Annotated in this window: 19 protein-coding genes and 1 riboswitch; of the genes, 1 reads left to right on the top strand and 18 read right to left on the bottom strand. The window is 70.1% G+C overall.

Annotated features, from left to right (window positions below; genetic code table 11):
• Window positions 1–29: 29 nt before the first annotated feature.
• The 17 genes from LBN7_RS17130 to LBN7_RS17050 all read right to left on the bottom strand — a co-directional run bounded on the left by LBN7_RS17130 (window position 30) and on the right by LBN7_RS17050 (window position 17,282).
• The gene (locus LBN7_RS17130; RefSeq protein WP_407360336.1) at window positions 30–2,180 is read right to left on the bottom strand and encodes a bifunctional hydroxymethylpyrimidine kinase/phosphomethylpyrimidine kinase; all 2,151 of its coding nucleotides are present in this window, start codon (window positions 2,178–2,180) and stop codon (window positions 30–32) included.
• Complete coding sequence (gene thiM / locus LBN7_RS17125; protein ID WP_407360335.1) at window positions 2,177–3,025, bottom strand: hydroxyethylthiazole kinase; 849 nt, start codon at window positions 3,023–3,025, stop codon at window positions 2,177–2,179. Before thiM ends, LBN7_RS17130 begins: the two co-directional genes overlap by 4 nt.
• A riboswitch (TPP riboswitch) is annotated at window positions 3,017–3,110 on the bottom strand. Its footprint overlaps the gene before it by 9 nt.
• Window positions 3,111–3,116: 6 nt before the next feature.
• Entirely contained in the window at window positions 3,117–4,085 is a 969-nt protein-coding gene (locus LBN7_RS17120; RefSeq protein ID WP_407360334.1) for an NAD-dependent epimerase/dehydratase family protein, read from the bottom strand.
• 60 nt (window positions 4,086–4,145) lie between these two features.
• A complete protein-coding gene (locus LBN7_RS17115; protein ID WP_116636325.1) occupies window positions 4,146–4,460 on the bottom strand; it encodes a type II toxin-antitoxin system PemK/MazF family toxin in 315 nt (104 codons plus the stop codon).
• Between the two features lie 2 nt (window positions 4,461–4,462).
• Window positions 4,463–4,696 (bottom strand): hypothetical protein, encoded by a 234-nt coding sequence (locus LBN7_RS17110; protein WP_407360333.1) that lies wholly within the window; start codon window positions 4,694–4,696, stop codon window positions 4,463–4,465.
• Between the two features lie 46 nt (window positions 4,697–4,742).
• Window positions 4,743–5,462: a DUF402 domain-containing protein gene (locus LBN7_RS17105; RefSeq protein WP_407360332.1), complete on the bottom strand. Its 720-nt coding sequence runs from the start codon at window positions 5,460–5,462 to the stop codon at window positions 4,743–4,745.
• A 46-nt stretch (window positions 5,463–5,508) separates the two neighbouring features.
• Complete coding sequence (gene pheT / locus LBN7_RS17100; protein ID WP_407360331.1) at window positions 5,509–8,031, bottom strand: phenylalanine--tRNA ligase subunit beta; 2,523 nt, start codon at window positions 8,029–8,031, stop codon at window positions 5,509–5,511.
• Window positions 8,031–9,071 (bottom strand): phenylalanine--tRNA ligase subunit alpha, encoded by a 1,041-nt coding sequence (gene pheS, locus LBN7_RS17095; RefSeq protein ID WP_116636329.1) that lies wholly within the window; start codon window positions 9,069–9,071, stop codon window positions 8,031–8,033. Before pheS ends, pheT begins: the two co-directional genes overlap by 1 nt.
• A gap of 51 nt (window positions 9,072–9,122) precedes the next feature.
• On the bottom strand, window positions 9,123–9,758 hold the full coding sequence (locus LBN7_RS17090; RefSeq protein WP_407360330.1) for a hypothetical protein: 636 nt from the start codon (window positions 9,756–9,758) through the stop codon (window positions 9,123–9,125).
• A gap of 45 nt (window positions 9,759–9,803) precedes the next feature.
• The gene (locus tag LBN7_RS17085; RefSeq protein WP_341945098.1) at window positions 9,804–10,736 is read right to left on the bottom strand and encodes an amino acid ABC transporter permease; all 933 of its coding nucleotides are present in this window, start codon (window positions 10,734–10,736) and stop codon (window positions 9,804–9,806) included.
• Window positions 10,733–11,380, bottom strand: coding sequence for an amino acid ABC transporter permease (locus LBN7_RS17080; RefSeq protein WP_116636332.1), 648 nt, complete (start codon window positions 11,378–11,380; stop codon window positions 10,733–10,735). Before LBN7_RS17080 ends, LBN7_RS17085 begins: the two co-directional genes overlap by 4 nt.
• 62 nt (window positions 11,381–11,442) lie before the next feature.
• Window positions 11,443–12,348, bottom strand: a complete 906-nt coding sequence (locus LBN7_RS17075) for a glutamate ABC transporter substrate-binding protein (RefSeq protein WP_116636333.1) — start codon at window positions 12,346–12,348, stop codon at window positions 11,443–11,445.
• Window positions 12,349–12,406: 58 nt separating this feature from the next.
• Window positions 12,407–13,156: an amino acid ABC transporter ATP-binding protein gene (locus tag LBN7_RS17070; protein WP_407360329.1), complete on the bottom strand. Its 750-nt coding sequence runs from the start codon at window positions 13,154–13,156 to the stop codon at window positions 12,407–12,409.
• A 267-nt stretch (window positions 13,157–13,423) separates the two neighbouring features.
• Complete coding sequence (locus LBN7_RS17065) at window positions 13,424–14,386, bottom strand: TAXI family TRAP transporter solute-binding subunit (RefSeq protein WP_407360328.1); 963 nt, start codon at window positions 14,384–14,386, stop codon at window positions 13,424–13,426.
• The gene (locus tag LBN7_RS17060; protein ID WP_407360327.1) at window positions 14,383–15,756 is read right to left on the bottom strand and encodes an ATP-binding protein; all 1,374 of its coding nucleotides are present in this window, start codon (window positions 15,754–15,756) and stop codon (window positions 14,383–14,385) included. Before LBN7_RS17060 ends, LBN7_RS17065 begins: the two co-directional genes overlap by 4 nt.
• A gap of 3 nt (window positions 15,757–15,759) precedes the next feature.
• Window positions 15,760–16,431 carry a response regulator transcription factor gene (locus LBN7_RS17055; protein WP_116636336.1) on the bottom strand — a complete coding sequence of 224 codons (672 nt, stop codon included), beginning with the start codon at window positions 16,429–16,431 and terminating at the stop codon, window positions 15,760–15,762.
• Between the two features lie 38 nt (window positions 16,432–16,469).
• Window positions 16,470–17,282 (bottom strand): TrmH family RNA methyltransferase, encoded by an 813-nt coding sequence (locus LBN7_RS17050; protein WP_407360326.1) that lies wholly within the window; start codon window positions 17,280–17,282, stop codon window positions 16,470–16,472.
• A gap of 57 nt (window positions 17,283–17,339) precedes the next feature.
• On the opposite strand from LBN7_RS17050, the gene LBN7_RS17045 reads away from it, so the two are divergent.
• A complete protein-coding gene (locus LBN7_RS17045) occupies window positions 17,340–17,792 on the top strand; it encodes a DUF2809 domain-containing protein (protein WP_407360325.1) in 453 nt (150 codons plus the stop codon).
• An 8-nt stretch (window positions 17,793–17,800) separates the two neighbouring features.
• On the opposite strand, the gene rplT is transcribed toward LBN7_RS17045, so the two are convergent.
• The gene (gene rplT, locus LBN7_RS17040; protein WP_045252681.1) at window positions 17,801–18,187 is read right to left on the bottom strand and encodes a 50S ribosomal protein L20; all 387 of its coding nucleotides are present in this window, start codon (window positions 18,185–18,187) and stop codon (window positions 17,801–17,803) included.
• Window positions 18,188–18,216 lie beyond the last annotated feature (29 nt).

Below are 18,216 nucleotides of genomic sequence, written 5' to 3'. Positions count from 1 at the left end.
GGCGGCGCGGCATCCGCAAATCCGCGCCGTCACACGACCGGATGCACCTCCGTCGGCGCGGCGAAGAACGCGAGTTCGTGCGCACTCGACGTCTCGAACGCTCGGAGCATCCGTGCCCTCGTCGCAGGCTCCGCCGCCGCGGCCGCGGCGGCCACGACCTCGATCGCTCGACGCGTCGCCTCTTCGAAGGCGGGGTCGGCATACGTCGCGAGCCAGGATGCGTAGGGATGCCGCGGGTCGCGCGCGTGCGCACCGAATTCCCCCGCGTGCAGCCGCTGCCCGAGGTCGGTGTAGAGCCAGAAGCACGGGAGGAGCGCGGCGATGAGCTCGCGGTAGTCGCCGCCGAAGGCGACCGAGCGCAGATGGTCGAGGTAGGCGATCGTCGCGGGTGCGGGTTCGGCGGTGAAGGTCGCCGCCCCCACGCCCTGCGACGGCGTCAGCCATGCGGCGTGCAGCTCCAGCTCGCCGACGATCGAGCCGTGCGCGGAGTTCGCCCAGAACGCCTGCTCCGCGGAGGTGGGCGCGAGCCGTGCCGCCTCGGCGAGCACGCGCGCGTAGTCCCGCAGGTAGAGGGCGTCCTGCGCCAGGTAGAACACGAACGGCTCGCGCGCGAGTGTCCCGTCCGCGAGTGCGCGGATGAACGGCAGCTCGTCGATCGCCGCACGGGTGTCGGCGATCTGCCGCCACCAGTCCGCCTCGATCTCCGCGGCCGCCGGTCGGGTCTCCAGACCGCCGCGCGTCCAGAGGCCGGCGAAGTGGCTGATCGGCCCCTGCCCTCGCCCGACGCGCAGCGACTCCCCTTCGCGCAGCGACTCGCGGAGCCAGGCGCGCGCGCCGGCCACGGCCGTGGTCGCATCCTCTCCCTGCGCGAGGCGGGTGGCGAGCGCCGATGACAAGGAGCACCCGGTGCCGTGCGTGTTCCGGGTGGCGATCCGCGGGCCGGTGAACTCCTCCCGGAGCCCTCGCCGCGCGTCGATCAGCGCATCCGGCGCCTCTTCCCCTGGCAGGTGCCCGCCCTTCACGAGCACCATCGCGCCGACCTCGGACGACAGCTCCTCGGCTGCGGCGAGGGCGTCCGGCCAGTCGGCGGGCACGCGGCCGACCAGCACGGCGAGCTCCGCGAGGTTCGGCGTGATGAGGTGGGCGTGACGGAGAAGCCGATGCAGCTCGCCCTCCGCCTCGGGATCGAGCAGACGGTCTCCCGAGGTCGCGACCATCACGGGGTCGAGGACGACGATGGGCGGCCGCACGGCGTCGAGCCAGGTTCCCACGGCGCGGATGACCTCGGCGTCGGCCAGCATCCCGATCTTCACCGCATCGATCGTGACATCGTCCGACAGCGCCTCCAGCTGAGCCCGCAGGAAGTCCGTCGGAGGCACGTGCACGCCGCGGACGCCCTCGGTGTTCTGGGCCGTCAGGGCCGTGATCGCGGCCATTCCGTAGCCGCCGTTCGCGGCGATCGACTTCAGATCGGCCTGGATCCCCGCCCCTCCCGACGGGTCGCTGCCGGCGATGCTGAGGATGCGCGGGGCCGTGCCGGAGTGCCAGCGCCGTCGGAACTCCGCGGCGACCCGGCCGGGGTCGTCAGCCGCGCACAGCGCCGACACGACGGCGAGGCCGGCCGCGCCCGCCTCTCGCAGCGCCTCGGTGTCGTCGATCCCGACGCCCCCGATCGCCACGCACGGGAGGGGGCTCGCCGCCGCAAAGACACGGAAGCCGTCGATGCCGAGAGCCGGCGGGTGGTCGGGTTTCGTGAGGGTGGGGCGGATGACGCCGACGCCGAGGTGATCGACGGTGCCGGGCGGCAGCGCGCGCACGGCATCCAGGTGCGCGGCGCTGTTCGCCGTCAGGCCGATGAGCGCATCGGGTCCGAGCGCCTCGCGGGCCCGGAGGACGGAGGCGTCACCCTGCCCCAGGTGCACCCCATCCACCCGGGCTCCGCGTTCGCGCGCCACGAGGGCGGCGTCGAGGCGGTCGTTCACGACGAGGCGCGCGCGCCCGGCGATCACGTGCGAGAGTTCGACCAGCTGCTCGACGATCTCGGCATCGGTCGCCGACTTGTCGCGCAGCTGCACGATGCGCACGCCTCCGTCGACCGCCTGACGCACCGTCTCGACGACTCCCCGCGGACCGCAGAGCTCGGGATCGGTGACGAGGTAGAGCGAGAGATCGGCGTTCACAGGACACCGCTCTCGACACGGGCGCCGGCGATGAGGTCCGCGGGATCCACCGCGGCGAGCGCGTCGAGCAGCGCGACGGCGAAGCTGCCCGGCCCCGTCGACCGGAGCGCGGCCTGCTCCGCCGCGATCGTGTAGACGAGGCTCGCCGAGGCGACGGCGGTGAGCGCATCGACGCCTGCGGGCCTGGCCGCTCCGAGGAACGCGGCCATCACCGCACCGAGCGCGCAGCCGCCGCCGGTGACTCTCGTGAGCAGTTCATCGCCGTTCGCGATGCGCAGCACACGCCGTCCGTCGGTGATCAGGTCGATGGGGCCGGAGACGGCCACCACGCTCCCGAAGCGCGTGGCGAGCGACACGGCCGCGTCGGCCGCGGCATCCGTGGTGTCCGTCGCGTCCACGCCGCGTCCACCCGCGCTGAGACCCGCGAGCGCGAGGATCTCCGAGGCGTTGCCGCGGATCGCGGTGGGGCGCTGCGCGACCAGTTGGTGTGCGAGCGCGGTGCGCACCGGCAACGCGCCGATCGCGACCGGGTCGAGCACCCAGGGTGTTCCTGCGACGACGGCGCCCGTGACCGCCTCGACGCTCGCCGCGCGCTGTTCGGGCGTCGGAGTGCCGAGGTTCACCAGCAGACCGGAGGCCACGCCGGCGAACATGCCGGCCTCGTCGACGATGTCGACCATGGCGGGAGCCGCCCCCACGGCGAGCAGCACGTTCGCCGTGAAGCCGGTGACGACGGCGTTCGTGATGCAGTGCGTCAGCGGCGGAGCCTCGCGCAGCACCCCCAGCAGTGTCCCGGCCGAAGCCGCGAGGTCGATGGTGGAATCAGGACGCAGACGATCGCTCATGGGCGACATCCCTTCGCTAGTACGAACTAGATCAGGTTCGACGGGTCTGTTCTCAGCCGCGGATGCGGCACCCCGTGTCACTGCTCGAAGTCTAGCGACCGAGCTCGGCCCGCAGCGCGCGCTCCTCCGCCCTGGTGAGTCCGGCACGGCGGACGCGGTCGATCCCGCGAGCCCGCTCGTCGGCGACGACATCGGCGATCGTCTCGACGAGCGGCCGGAGCGATCCGCCGGTCGCATGGAATCGCGCGTTCGACCGCGTCATGAATCCGGTCATCTCCGCGGGGAGCCAGAGCGGCAGCGAGCGCTCCCCCATCCAGTACTCGACGCCCTGCCCGACGAGCCAGTCCTCGGTCGCGACGACCGTGTCTCCCGTATGCCCCGCGGCGGTACGAACAGCGTCCAGCACCTCGGCCAGCGGATGCACGTCCCCGATCGTGTTGACCGGGCCGGTCGCCGACGTCGTGACCACATAGTCGGCGAGGTCGTCGACATCGATCACCTGCGTCGCGCGGCCGTCCGTCGGCGGGAGCAGCACGGGCTCCGCACCGGCACGGATGAAGGCCGCCGCCCAGTATCCGAACCGGTCGCTCGGGTCTCCCTCGCCGACGATGAGGCCGGGCCGCGCGATGAGCGCGCGCGGCCCGAGCGTCGCGACGGCGTCCTCCGCCGCGGCCTTCTGTGCGCCGTACTCGTACTCGTCGCCGCGCTGAGCGGGCGGATGCCGCGGCGCGGATTCGTCGGCCCCGGCGGTCTCGTCGTCGGAGTACACCGACATCGACGAGACGTACGTCCAGCGTGCGGCGCGATCGCCGAGCGCGTTCACCGCACCGGCGACATGCGCGGCCTGCGAGGAGATGTCGACCACCTGATCCCAGTCCCGTGCGGCGAGGGCTGCGTAGACCACGGGATCATCGCGATCACCCCGTACGAGCGCCGCACCATCCGGCGCAGCCCTCTCACCACGCGCGAGGCAGGTCACCGCCGCACCGGCATCCAGCCATCGTCGGGCGATGCGCCCCGAGAGCCAGCCCGTCCCACCCAGGATCAGCACGTTCGTCATGGGTCCATGTCACCAGCATCCGGCTCCGGTAGGAAGGTGTCTCCGCTCAGAGCAGGCAGGTCAGCGAGGCAGGGAGAAGTCGAGATCGAAGGCGAGCATCACGGCCGTGGCCAGCTGCGTCTCCTGCTTCTCGGAGAGGTAGCCGATCGTGCGTCCCAGCGCCGAGACGGGAATCGTGAGGACGTTGTCGATCGATACCGCGCATTCGTGATCGAGACCGTTGGCAGGCCCCAACGGCACTTCGCTGCTCAGACCCTTCACCGTGGAGGTGATCGGCGCCACCGTGACCTTCGTCATCGCCGGGCGAGCCGCGTCTCTCGTGAGGATCACCACCGGACGGGTCTTGTCGAGCCGCGCCAGACAGATCTCGCGCACCGTCAACGCTCGATCGCGATGTGACCGATGGTCCAGTCCACGAGCGAGTCGAGATCGTCGCCCGCACCTCGTGTCTTCAGGATCTCTACGTCATGCTCGGCTGCCCGCCGTCGGAGTTCGCGGGCGATCGCCACGGAGACCAGCGCCGTGCGGCTGGGAGCCGCTCCGGCGGAGACCAAGGCGTCGAGTTCTGCGACCATCTCGTCGGACAGCCTGAGGGCGATCTGCGTGCTCATACGGCTACTCTACTGCGAATGCATCCCACTTTGGGATGCACGGGATTCAGGCCTTGCGGCGCAGCTCCCCGAGCCCGGCCAGCTCCGGGGTCGTCCACGCCGGATCCGGCCGCCAACGGCGCCACTCGGCGTCGAAGGGCCAGTCACCTGCCTCGAACGAGGCGATCGCCGCATCCGCGTGGCGTTCGATCTGCGCGGCCTGCTCGGGGCTGAGCCGCCCCTGTTCGATCGCCGCCGCCAGTTCGTCCTCGTCCTTGAGGTGGATCATGCCGTCGGGGTCGATCTCGACGTCGAGGATGTGATCCGACGAGTAGGTGTCGTGATCGGTGCGCAGATGCGCGTTCTCGAGGTTCACATACCACCCGGCGAACGTCCACTCCGGCCCGGTCGTCTCGCTCCAGAACAGCCACACCGACCACGGGAGCCCGGCCGGGGCGATGCGCAGCACGCCGTTGCCCCACCACTCCTCCACGATGCGCGTGCGCTCCTCCAGCCAGCGGCGCTCGAGCGGCACGGTGCGTACACGCTGCCCGTCGGGCGCTCCCTGCGACTCCTGCAGCGTTCCCGGCGCGAGCCACGCGACCAGACCGTGCTCGTCATCGCGCACCACGCGCATCGGCGAGATCGTCGACGGCTCCCCCGGCTGCCACCCGGGCTTGCGGTAATGCCAGTCGATCTGCGCGCCCGGGGGAAGGAAGGGCCCTTCGCCGAGCGGTCGCGCGCCGTCGGGGACGGCGGCCGGAGTGCCCTGGGGGAGGATGCTCATCCCGCCACGGTACTCCGGCCCCGCCACCGTCCGGCGGAACCTGCGCTCAGTCCCGCAGCGCGGCGCCGAAGCGCTCGGCGGCGACCGCGACTCCCGCGAGCTTGGCCTCGGTGGCCTCGGCCGCGGTGAGCGTGCGGTCGTCGGCGCGGAAGCGCAGCGCGAAGGTCAGGCTCTTCGATCCCTCGGGCACGCCCTCACCGCGGTAGTCGTCGACGAGTCGCACCGATTCGAGCAGGGCGCCCGCTCCCTCGACCAGCGCCGCGCGAACGTCGCCGGCGGGAACATCCGCGGCGACGGTGAGCGAGACGTCCTGCGTGGCAGCGGTGAAGGTCGAGAGCGACTCCGCGACGATACGTCCGCCCGCGAGCGCGAGGACGCGATCGAGGTCGAGCTCGAGCACGGTCGCACGACCGGGCAGGTCAGCGTCCTCCGCCACGGCGGGATGCAGCTCGCCCACGTAGCCGACGTCCTCTCCGCCGACGCGGAGAGCGCCCGTGCGACCCGGATGCAGCGCGGCGCGCTCGGACTGGACGACGTCGATGTCAACGCCCGCAGCGGCGGCGATCACGCGCACCGCGTCCAGCGCCTCGGCGAGTCCGGCGAGCTCGGCGGCCCGTCCGGGCTGACGCGGTGAGACGTTGCCGGTCAGCAGGGCCGCGACGTGCCGATGCTGCGGAGGGATCGAGGCGTTCAGCTCTGCGAGCTTCTCATCGGACGGACGGGCACCCAGCGGCGGCACGTCGTCGGTGCCGTACTCCACACCGGGCTCGGGGAGGAACACGACACCGGTCTCGAAGATCGCCAGGTCGGTGAGCCCGCGCGCGATGTTGCGGTGCGCGGTCTGCAGCAGGCCGGGGATGAGGGAACGGCGCAGGTACGGCGCCTGGCCGTCGAGCGCGTTCGCCAGGCGGATGCTCGGGAGGTGCTCCCCCGATGCCGACCCGTGGAGGTCGTTCTGCGCTTCGGTCGTGAACGGGAATGCCGGCGTCTCGACGAGACCGGCGGCGGCCAGCGCGTCGGCCACGCGACGCCGGCCCTGCTGGTGAGCCGTGAGTCCGCGACCCGACGGCGGCGTGGGCAGCACCGACGGGATGCGGTCGAGTCCGTGGATGCGGGCCACTTCCTCGGCGAGCGTCCACTTGTCGGTGAGGTCGGGCCGCCAGGTGGGCGGGATGACCGTCCAGCCGGCCCCCTCGGTCCCTGAGCCCGTCGAAGGGGACACTTCCGCGCCGATCGTGGTCAACGCGCCGGTGATCTCGGCATCCGTGTAGTCGACGCCGATCAGGCCCTGGACGAAACCGGCGGGAAGCTCGATCTCCGAGACGAAGACCTCGGTGAACAGCGCGCCGCCCTCTTCCGTGAGCGTGCCACCGGCGAGATCGACCATGAGGTCGGCGACGCGGCGGGCCGCGACGAACGGGACGAGCGGGTCGACGCCGCGCTCGAAGCGCTTGGACGCCTCGCTGGGCAGCTTGTGACGGCGGGCCGAGCGCGCGATGGTCGTCGGGTCGAAGATCGCGGCCTCGATGAGCACGTTGCGCGTGGTCTCGCTCATCTCGGTCGTGCCGCCGCCCATGACGCCGGCGAGGCCGATCGGACCGGAGTCGTCGGTGATGAGGAGGTCTTCGACGTGCAGGGCGCGCTCGACGCCGTCGAGGGTCTTCATCTTCTCCCCCGGCGTCGCGCGGCGGACGGTGATGCCTCCGGCGAGCTTGTCGAGGTCATAGCCGTGCAGCGGCTGGCCGAGTTCGAGCATCACGTAGTTGGTGATGTCGATCAGTACGCCGAGCGAGCGCATGCCGGCGAGGCTGAGCCGCGCGATCATCCACGGCGGTGTCGGACGCGAAGGATCGACGCCGCGCACGACGCGTGTGACGAACTCGCTCGCACCGACGCGGCCGCGCACCGGCGCCTGGTCATCGACGACGGCCGTGTGTCCGGCGCCGGGCTGGAGCTCGGCGAAGTCGCGCTCGGCCGGGTCGCGGAAGTCCGCACCGGTCGCGTGCGAGTACTCGCGGGCGACACCGCGCAGGGAGAACGCGTAGCCGCGGTCGGGTGTGACGTTGATCTCCACCGCGACGTCGTCGAGGCCGAGCAGCGCGATCGCGTCGGTGCCGACGGGTGCGTCGATGCCGAGGTCGGAGAGCACCACGATGCCGTTGTGCTCGTCGCCCAGTCCGAGTTCGCGCGCCGAGGCGATCATCCCGTCCGAGACATGGCCGTAGGTCTTGCGCGCCGCGATCGGGAACGGACCGGGCAGCACGGCACCGGGAAGCGTGACCACGACCTTGTCGCCCGCGACGAAGTTGTGCGCGCCGCAGACGATCCCACGGACGCCGCCATGCGCCTCGCCCACGTCGACCTGGCACCAGTTGATCGTCTTGCCGTTCGACTGCGGCTCGGCCTCGAGCGAGACGACCTGTCCGACCACGACGGGACCCGAGATCTCGAACCGGTGCACGTCCTCCTCTTCGAAGCCGACGGTCACCAGCGCCGCGAGGACATCCTCGGGCGTGGCATCCGCTGCCAGATCGACGTACTCACGCAACCACGAAAGCGGGACGCGCATCACACCACCATCCCGTACTGCTCGCTGAAACGGACATCACCCTCGGCCATGTCGCGCATGTCCTGCACATCGCTGCGGAACATCAGTCCCCGCTCGATGCCCATGCCGAACGCGAAGCCGCTGTACACCTCGGGGTCGATCCCGGCCGCACGCAGCACGTTCGGGTTGACCATGCCGCAGCCGCCCCACTCGATCCAGCGCGCGCCGCCCTTGAAGGTCGGGTGCCACAGGTCGAGCTCGGCGGACGGCTCGGTGAAGGGGAAGTAGTTGGTGCGGAAGCGCATCTTGGCCTCGGGCCCGAAGAGCTGCTTCGCGAAGTGGTCGAGCGTGCCCTTGAGGTGCGCCATCGTGATGCCCTTGTCGATCACGAGACCCTCGAACTGCGTGAACACCGGCAGGTGCGTGGCGTCGAACTCGTCGGTGCGGTAGACCCGGCCGGGGCACAGCACGTAGATCGGCACCTCGCGGTCGAGCATCGATCGCACCTGCACCGGGCTCGTGTGCGTGCGCATGACGAGGTGACGCGAGGTCGGGTCGACGTAGAAGGTGTCCTGCTCCTGACGGGCGGGGTGGTCCACGTCGAAGTTCAGGGCATCGAAGTTGAACCACTCGTGCTCGAGCTCCGGGCCCTCCGCGATCTCCCACCCCATGCCGACGAAGATGTCGGAGACCTGGTCCTGGAGCAGCGTGAGCGGATGCCGTGCGCCGACGCGCGTGCGCGAGGGGACGGCGGTGATGTCGACCCGCTCCGCCTCGAGGCGCGCGGCGACCTCGGCGGCCGCGAGCTCGGACTCCTTGGCCGCGAGGGCCTGCGTCACCTGACCGCGGCCCTGGCCGACGAGCTTGCCGAACGCGGCCTTGTTCTCGGGGGCGACCTGGCGCATCGAGGCGTTGAGGACGGCGAGCGGCGAGCCCTCCGCCACATGGGCCGCGCGGGCGGCCTTCAGCTCGGCGGTGTCGGCGGCTGCGGCGATCGCGGCAAGCGCCGCCGCGACGGCTGCTTCGACCGCTTCCGGGGTGATTTCAGGAGACTCAGACACGAGAGACGAGTCTACCGGGGGTCGCGCGGCGGTCTCTCACCGGTGGCGCTGTCAGAGCGGGCCGAACATCGGCATCGCTGTGCCGGCGATCCAGGTGAGGCGCTCGGCCTCCAGCGCGGCCGCGAGTCGCGGGTCGCGGAGCGCCTGCCGACGCAGCGTCTCCCTCCCCCGGCCGAGGATCGCGGCCGGGACGACGAACCCGGAGACGAGCAGCAGGGCGAAGGCACCGTCGAGCACGAGGAGCGGCATCGGATCGGCGCCCGACATCATCGCAGGGACGAGGAAGACGTTGAAGAAGAGGAAGATGCTCAGCGCGGCGATGACACCGCCGCGCAGGTCCCCCGCACCACGAGTCGTGTAGGACTTGCCCGGTCTCGGGATCCAGTCGCGTTCGCGCCGCAGGAACAGCGCGGCGGCGACGACGACGAGGACGCCGGCGATCACCCACGGCACCGATGCGGACGGCGCCACGCCGAGGGTGAGGATGCCGATCCCGACGATCGTCGACGATGCGCCGAGCGACACGAAGGCCCCCCACATGCCGCGGCGCATCGCCCGCGCCGCGGCGATCTCACGCAACCGGGTGCGCGACTCGACGCCGTATCGCTCAGCGAGTTCCGGATCCAACCACTCCGAGAGGGTCCGGCTGCTCGCAGGAGGATGGGTCGGGACCGGTTCGACGTGCACGAGGTCAAGCCTGCCAGACGGGACGTCTCGTGCACGCCTTCGGGCTCAGACGCCGCCTGAGCTGTTGCCGAGGTGGAATTTACCCGCGCCGCCCTGCATGGCGATGAGCTCGGTGTCCGTGCCTCCGCCGTGGAGACGCGGATCGTCCCCGCCGCCCACCGGCGTGCCGCCCTGCAGCCGCGGAGAACGACGAGTGCGGATCTCCAGCCACTTCGCGACGCCGGAGAGGATCAGGCACATGATGATGTAGATGCCGCCGATGACGAAGGCCGACTGCAGGACCGGTCGGCCCTGCTGAGACGTGAGCTGCTTCGCGAAGTAGAGCAGCTCGGGGTAGGTGATGATGAACCCGAGCGCCGTGTCCTTGAGGGTCACGACCAGCTGGGCGACGATGACCGGGAGCATCGCCCTGATCGCCTGCGGCATGAGGATCAGCCGCATGACGCCGCTCTTGCGCAGGCCGATCGCGTAGCCGGCCTCGCTCTGACCGCGCGGCAGCGATTCCACACCGGCGCGGAGGACCTCGGCCAGCACGGAGCCGTTGTAGACCATGAGCGCGAGGACCACGGCCCAGTACGGCTCCATCTTGATGCCGAGCACGGGCAGGCCGTAGTAGAGCAGCATCATGAAGACGAGCACCGGAACCGCGCGGAAGAACTCGGTGACGACGGTCACCGGGACGCGGATCCAGGCGTGGTCGGAGAGCCGACCGATCGCCAGGACGAAACCGAGGATGATCGCGAGGATGCCGGCCAGCGCGAAGGCGGCGAGGGTGCGGCCCAGGGCTCCGAAGATCTGCGTCCAGACGGCGCTGAACGTGAACACGTACCAGCGTGAGGCGTCGAACTGGCCGCTCTCGTAGAAGCGGTAGCCGATGAAGGCGAGCAGCGCGAGCACCACCACGACGGTGCCGACACCGATCAGGCGGTTCCGCAGGATCGCCCGGGGACCGGGGACGTCGTACAGGACGGAAGTCATCGCGCGATCCTCCACTTGTTCTCGAGATAGCGCTGAAGCCAGCTGAGCAGCATGACCAGGGCGACGAAGATGAGGGCGACCCAGAGCAGCACGACGAGCGCGTTCTCCCCGCGCTCGCTGAGGTAGGAGCGGATGGCTCCGAGTTCGACCACCGAGAATCCGGCGGCGACCGTGGTGTTCTTCAGGAGAGCGATGAAGACGCTCATCATGGGCGGGACGACCGAGCGGAAGGCCTGCGGCAGGATGACGAGCGACATCACCTGGCCGAACGGCAGGCCGATGGCGCGAGCCGCTTCGGCCTGGCCGACCGGAACTGTGTTGATGCCCGCGCGGATCACCTCGGCGACGTACGTCGCCGTGTAGATGCCGATGGCGAGGATGCCGAGCACCGTGGTGCTCAGCTTCGGCAGCCCGAGCTGGGGGTAGCCGAAGATGAAGAAGAAGAAGACGAGGGTCAGCGGGGTGTTGCGGATGAGGTTCACGTACACCGTGCCGACAGCGCGGGCGATCGGCACGGGCGCGACGCGCGCCGCTCCGACGATGATCCCGAGGACGAGTGCGAGCACACCGCCGCCGAAGAAGATCAGCAGCGTGTTGCGCACCGCTGTTCCCCAGAGATCGAGGTTTCCGAAGATGACGTCCACGCCGCCCTCCCCTTCCGGTTCCGAGGAGGGGGCGGCCGCGGACGGCCGCCCCCTCGAGCCGATCAGTCGACGGTGGGCTGGGAGACTTCGATGCCCGACGAACCGAGGTTCTTGTCGAAGATCGCCTGCCAGATGTCACCGCCGTCGGTGAACAGCGTGTTGATGTGCTCCTGGAGAGCCGCGTCGTCCTTGGCCAGGCCGACGCCGTAGCGCTCCTCGGTGAAGGGCTCGCCGACGACCTTCAGGTTGTCGGGGTCCTGAGCCGCGTAGCCGATGAGGATGGCCTGGTCGGTCGTGACCGCCTGGACCTCACCGGAGAGCAGCGCCTCGACGCAGGCCGAGTACAGGTCGAACTCCTTGGTGGGGACCTCCGGGAAGTTGGTCCGGATGTTCTGGATCGGCGTCGAGCCGGTCGCCGAGCACACCGTGGTGTCGGCCGACAGGTCGGCTTCGCTCTTGATGTCCTCGTTGTCGGCCGCGACCAGCAGGCCCTGACCGGTGATGAAGTACGGACCGGCGAAGGCGATCTGCTCCTTGCGCTTGTCGGTGATCGAGTACGTGCCGACGTAGTAGTCGACGTCGCCGTTCACGAGCGCCTGCTCGCGGTTGGCGGAGGCGATCGGCTTGAACTCGATCTTGTCCTCGTCATAGCCGAGGGAGGCGGCGATCCAGCGCGCGATGTCGACGTCGAAGCCGGTGCGCTCGTTCGTCGTCACATCGAGGTAGCCGAGACCGGGCTGGTCCTCCTTGACGCCGATGACGACCTTGTCGCGCTCCTTGATGGCGTCGAACGTCGGGCTGCCCTCGAGCTCGACATCGGTGGCGACCTCGAACCAGGTCGACTCCTCGCCGCCCTCTTCGCCGGTGCCGGCGCCGGGGTCGGACGGGCTGCCGCTGTTGCAGGCCGTGAGCGCCAGCAGGGCCACCGCCGCGATTCCGATGCCTGCCAGTGTCCGTGTGCGTCGCATGTGCGTCTCCTTCAGTTGCTGTGTGTGCAGGGTCTGTGGTGGTTTCTGGTGCAGAAGCTCAGTGGGTGAGGAGCTTCGAGAGGAAGTCCTTGGCGCGATCGCTCTTCGGGTTCGTGAAGAACTCCTCCGGAGTCGCCTCCTCCACGATCCGGCCGTCGGCCATGAAGACCACGCGGTCGGCGGCCTTGCGCGCGAAGCCCATCTCGTGGGTCACGACGATCATCGTCATGCCCTCCTGGGCGAGCTCGACCATCACGTCGAGGACCTCGTTGATCATCTCGGGGTCGAGCGCGCTGGTGGGCTCGTCGAAGAGCATGACCTTCGGGTGCATCGCCAGCGCTCGGGCGATGGCCACGCGCTGCTGCTGACCGCCGGAGAGCTGCGCAGGGAGCTTGGACGCCTGCTGGGCCACGCCCACGCGCTCGAGGAGGGCCATGGCCTCCTTCTCGGCATCCGCCTTCTTCAGCCCGCGGACCTTGATCGGACCGAGTGTGATGTTCTCGAGGATCGTGAGGTGGGCGAAGAGGTTGAACGACTGGAACACCATGCCGACGTCGGCGCGGAGGTGCGCGAGCCCCTTACCCTCGGCGGGGAGCGCCTTGCCGTCGATGCTGATGCTGCCGCTGGTGATCGTCTCGAGACGGTTGATCGTGCGGCACAGCGTCGACTTGCCGGAGCCGGACGGGCCGATCACCACGACGACCTCACCCGAGTTGACGGTCAGATCGATGTCGGTCAGCGCCTGGAAGTCGCCGTAGTGCTTCTGGACGTTGTCGACCACGACGAGGGGTGTATCAGAGGTCATCATTTCTCCAAGCTAGCCAGGTCGTTCGCGGGGCTCCAGGCACCGGGACAGTATTTACACGTTCGTGACACGGGACCGTGCCCACCCGGCGTCTCTGCGCGGGTGATCCACGGCCCGCCCCCGCGGGCCGTGGATCGGGTCCTGCCGCTGCGCTCCCGCCCGACGACTGCGAGCAGCGGGACCGTCGATCGTGCACGATCGACCTCAGATTGGCAGAGCGCCGATCCGCTGTCAGAGTTCTTGAGGATTTCTTGAGACTCGCTCGACGGCTCAGTCGCGCAGGTCGCGATAGTACTCGACGGCCCCGGGATGCAGCGCGACGGGACCGGTGAAGATCGCCTGACGCCGATCGAGCAGCGCCGCCGCCGGAACCTGCTCCGCGATCCGCGGACGCGCGTCGAAGAGACCGGACAGCACGTCGCGGACGATGCCGTCCGGAGTGGCGGCCGAGGTGACGAGATAGTTGGGCACCGCCATGGTGGGCGCCCCCTCCTCGAGGCCGTACATGCCCTCCGGGACGTCCGCCGGGCGGTACGCGTGCGAGTACTGCTCGTTCACCTCGATGACCCAGTCCTGCTCGATCGGGAGCAGGCGCACCGGCATCCGCTCGGACAGCTCCGCGATTCCGGGGGTCGGCAGCCCACCTACCCAGAAGAAGCCGTCGATCTCTCCGTTCTCCATCGCCTCGATCGATCCGCTCAGGTCGAGCTGCGGGTTGCGGACGGATGCCGCCGCGACGCCCGCGGCATCCAGGACCCTCCCCGCGATGACGTTGACCCCGGAGTTCTCCGCCCCCAGGGAGACGTCCCTCCCGGCCAGATCGGCGATCCCCTCGATCTCGGAGTCCCCGCGCACGACAACGTGCAGGTACTCGTCGTACAGCCGGGCGACGGCCTCGATGTCCAGAGGTTCGGGGAACGCCCCTGCTCCGGCCACGGCGTCGGCTGCCGCATCTCCCTGCGCGAAGCCGATCAGCGCCTCTCCCGCGCTCACGCGCAGGAGGTTGTCGACGGATCCGGCAGTCTCGTCGACCGACATCCGGATGCCCAGGGACTGCGAAAGCTCCGCGGCGAGGTGTCCGCCGTAGGCGAAGTAGACACCTGTCGACCCGCCGCCCGCGATCGCGTACTCCTCGCCCGTCCATTCGCTTGCCCGCGACGTGCAGCCGGTCAACCCTCCGAGCAGCGCGAGCACGGCGAGAACGGCGACGGTACGGTAGCGGCGCGGGATCATGACGCCGCTCCGTCGCGGATCAGAAGGGAGACGGTCAGTCCGTCCCCCTCGGTCGACGTGACGGCCAGCTCGCCGCCGACCGAGGCCAGCAAGTCGGTCGCGATCGCGAGCCCGAGGCCCGAGCCGGGCACGCTCCGACTGTCGTCGCTGCGCCAGAACCTGTCGGCCGCCGATGCCGCCTCCTCCTCGGTCAGCCCCGGCCCCTGGTCGCGCACCGTGATCCGGCACATCTCGCCCTCGCGTCCCGCGCCGATCTCGACCGTGGAGCCGGACGGCGAGAACTTCACCGCGTTGTCGATGACCGCATCCAGCGCGCTCTCCACGATCGTCCGGTCGGTGACGCTCATCACCGAGCTCTGTCCGGCCCTCTGCAGCGCGATGCCGCGCTGACCGGCGACATCGCGCCACGCCTCGGTCCGTCGGGCGGCCAGCGTCGCGAGGTCGACCGCGGAGATCGTCGAATCGCTGCGCCCTCCTCGAGCGAGACCGAGCAGGGTCTCGAGGATGCGGACCATCCTGCGCCCCTCCTCCCTGGTCTCCTCGACGTCGTCCCGCCACTCGGCGCCGAGACCGGTGGCGAGATGCTCGACGCGCAGGAGCAGGGCGTTCAGCGGATTGCGCAGCTCGTGCGAGGCGTTCAGCGCGAACTCCTGCTGCCGCGTCATCACCCGCTCGATCTCATCGGCCATGCCGTTGAACACCCTCGTCATGCGCCGCAGCTCCGGCGGGCCGGTGTCCTCGGCGACGCGGGTGTCCATCTCCCCGCGCTCGATCGCCACCATCGCCTCGTCGAGGCGGCGCACCGGCGAGAGCACCCAGCGGGCGAGTCGGAAGACCAGGAGCACACCCAGTCCGATCAGCGCCACAGCGATCACCGACAGCACGATGGCCTGCTGCAGGATCGCGGCGCGCGGCGCGGCGACGTCGGCCGACACCAGCACCGCTCCGATGACATCGCCGTCGTCGAACACGGGCTCGACGAGCGCCGCGTCGGCGACGACCCACGGGAAGACCGTCCCCGGCGGCTCGGCCCGTCGACCCGACAGCGCCAGCCGCACGCGCTCCGCGTCAGCGTCGGAGAGCACCGCTCCGTCGTGCTCCCCCGCCCACACGCTGCCGGCGAGGTCGAACACCATCACGTCGATGCCGTAGACCTCCTGGAACCTCAGGACCTCGGCGTCGACCACCGCAGAGCTACCGGAGCGGAGCGACTGGCGGGCGCTCGTGACGAAGTAGCCGAGGTCGCCGAGCTGCTCGGCATAGAACGCCTGCTGGATGCTGCGCGCGGCACCCCACCCGGCGGCACCGCCGAGCGTGAGCAAGATCGCGACCAGGGGCACGAGGAACACGATGACCAGGCGTCGGCGCATGGCTCAGGACCCCGCGAGCCGGTAGCCGACTCCGCGCACCGTCTCGATGAGGCGCCGGTCCCCGGTCTTCCGGCGGATCGCGCCGACGTGGACCTCCAGCGAATGCCCGAAGCCCCGCCAGTCGGTGTTCCACACCTCGCGGATCAGACGCTCCTTCGGCACGGCGACGCCGGGATACCGCGCGAGCACGGCCACGATGTCGAACTCCTTGCGGGTGAGATCGATCGGACCGCCCTCGACGAGCACCTGACGGGCAACCAGGTCGATCTGCACGTCGCCCCCGTCGAGCAGCACCCGTGCCTCCGACTCGGCGCGCATCGGTCGTGAGCGCCGCGTCACCGCCTCGATCCGCGCCAGGAGCTCGTGCACGTCATACGGCTTCACGACGAAGTCGTCGGCGCCGGCGCGGAGCCCCTTGATGCGTTCGGTGACCTGATTGCGGGCCGTGACGATCACGATCGGCACATCCGACCTGCCCCGGATGCGACGGCACAGGTCGATCCCGTCGACGTCCGGCAGACCGAGGTCGAGCAGAACGACCTCGGTGTCGACGCCGAGCAGGTCGAGCGCCGCGGCGCCGTCGGACGCGCGGACGGTGGCGTAGCCGGAGCGCGCCAGGAACGCCTCGAGCGCAGCAGCGACCCGCTCGTCGTCCTCCACGATCAGAATCCGCATCGACTCTGCTCCCCGCGATCCCGCATCAGCCCACCGCGTCAGCCCGGCGACGAAGCCCGCTGGGCGAAGGCGCTCTCGTAGAGGCACACGCTGGCAGCGGTCGCGAGGTTCAGCGATTCGGCGCGGCCGAAGATGGGCAGCTTGAGGACCCGGTCCGCGAGGGCGAGAGCGTCGTCTTCCAGACCACGGGCCTCGTTGCCGAACAGCCAGCCCGTGGGCTCGGCCAGGAGGCCCTGCGCTCGCGCCTCGAGCAGGTCGTCGCCCTTCACGTCGGCGGCCAGGATGCGCAGACCCGCGTCATGCGCGCGCTTCACCACATCGGCGAGGTCTCCCGCCACCGAGACCGGCAGGTGGAAGAGCGATCCGGTCGTGGCGCGGACGACCTTCGGGTTGTACGGATCGACAGTGCGTCCGGTCAGCACGACGGCATCCGCACCCGCGGCATCCGCGGCGCGGATGATCGTGCCGAGGTTCCCGGGATCCCGCACCTCCTCGCAGATCGCGACCAGACGAGGGGACGCGGCGAAGATGTCGCGCACCGACGTCGGCGTCTGCTGGACGACCGCGACGAGGCCCTGCGGGGTGACCGTGTCTGCCATGGCGTTGAGCACGTATTCCGTCACGTACTCGACGTCGATGTCGGCCTCTCCGGCCTTCGCGCGGATGTCCGGATGCTTCTCCCAGCCGTTCGGGGTCGCGAAGAGCTCGACGATCGCCTCGGGACGGTAGATGAGCGCTTCACGGACGGCCTGCGGACCTTCGAGAAGGAACAGGCCCGTCTCGGTGCGAGCACTGCGTTTGGTCAGCTTCGCCACGGCGCGGACTCGGGGGGAGCGGGGGTTCTCCAGCACGATCACAGTCTAGGAGGCGCACGGCCGCTTCCCGCACCATCGGGATAAGGTGCGTCCATGGCGAACGATCCCCCGGCGACCCGTGCCCGCCGGCGGATCGCACTCGCCGTCCTCGCCGCGACGACGATCGGTCTCGGACTGTTCATCCATCGCAGCGTCGGCGGAACGGTCGGCGACATCTCCGGCGACGCCCTCTACGCCGTGCTCATCTACCTGCTCACAGCCCTCGCCGCACCACGGGCGCCTCGTCCGCTGGTCGCGGCGTTCGCGTTCGCGGTGTGCACCGCCGTCGAACTACTGCAGCTCACCGCGCTCCCGCGCGAAGCGGCGTCGATGTTCCCGCCGATCGAACTCGTCCTCGGATCCGGCTTCGACGCACGGGACATCGTCGTCTACGCGGCGGCCGTCGCCGCGGCATCCGTCATCGACATCGCCATCACGCGAATCCGCGTCGGCACCGCATCCGAGAACGGCGAAGGGCGCCCTCCCGAAGGAGAGCGCCCTGTCTGAAGAGGTGCTTACGCAGCCGACTTCGGTGCGTTGACGTCGGAGGGCAGAGCCTTCTTCGCCGTCTCGACCAGCGTCGTGAACGTCGCTGCGTCGTTGACCGCGAGGTCGGCGAGCATGCGACGGTCGACCGTGACACCCGCGAGGCCGAGGCCCTGGATGAAGCGGTTGTACGTGATGCCGTTCTGGCGTGCCGCAGCGTTGATGCGCTGGATCCAGAGACGACGGAAGTCGCCCTTGCGCTTGCGACGGTCCCGGTACGAGTAGACCAGGGAGTGGATGACCTGCTCCTTGGCCTTCCGGTACAGGCGCGAACGCTGTCCACGGTATCCGGACGCGCGCTCGAGGATGACGCGGCGCTTCTTGTGGGCGTTTACTGCCCGCTTGACTCTTGCCATTTTCCTGGGTTCCTATTCGTGCGTTCGGC

Origin of the sequence: Microbacterium sp. LBN7, from assembly GCF_045690345.1 — a bacterium.
Taxonomy (GTDB): domain Bacteria; phylum Actinomycetota; class Actinomycetes; order Actinomycetales; family Microbacteriaceae; genus Microbacterium.
This window is presented reverse-complemented; position numbering and strand designations above follow the sequence as displayed.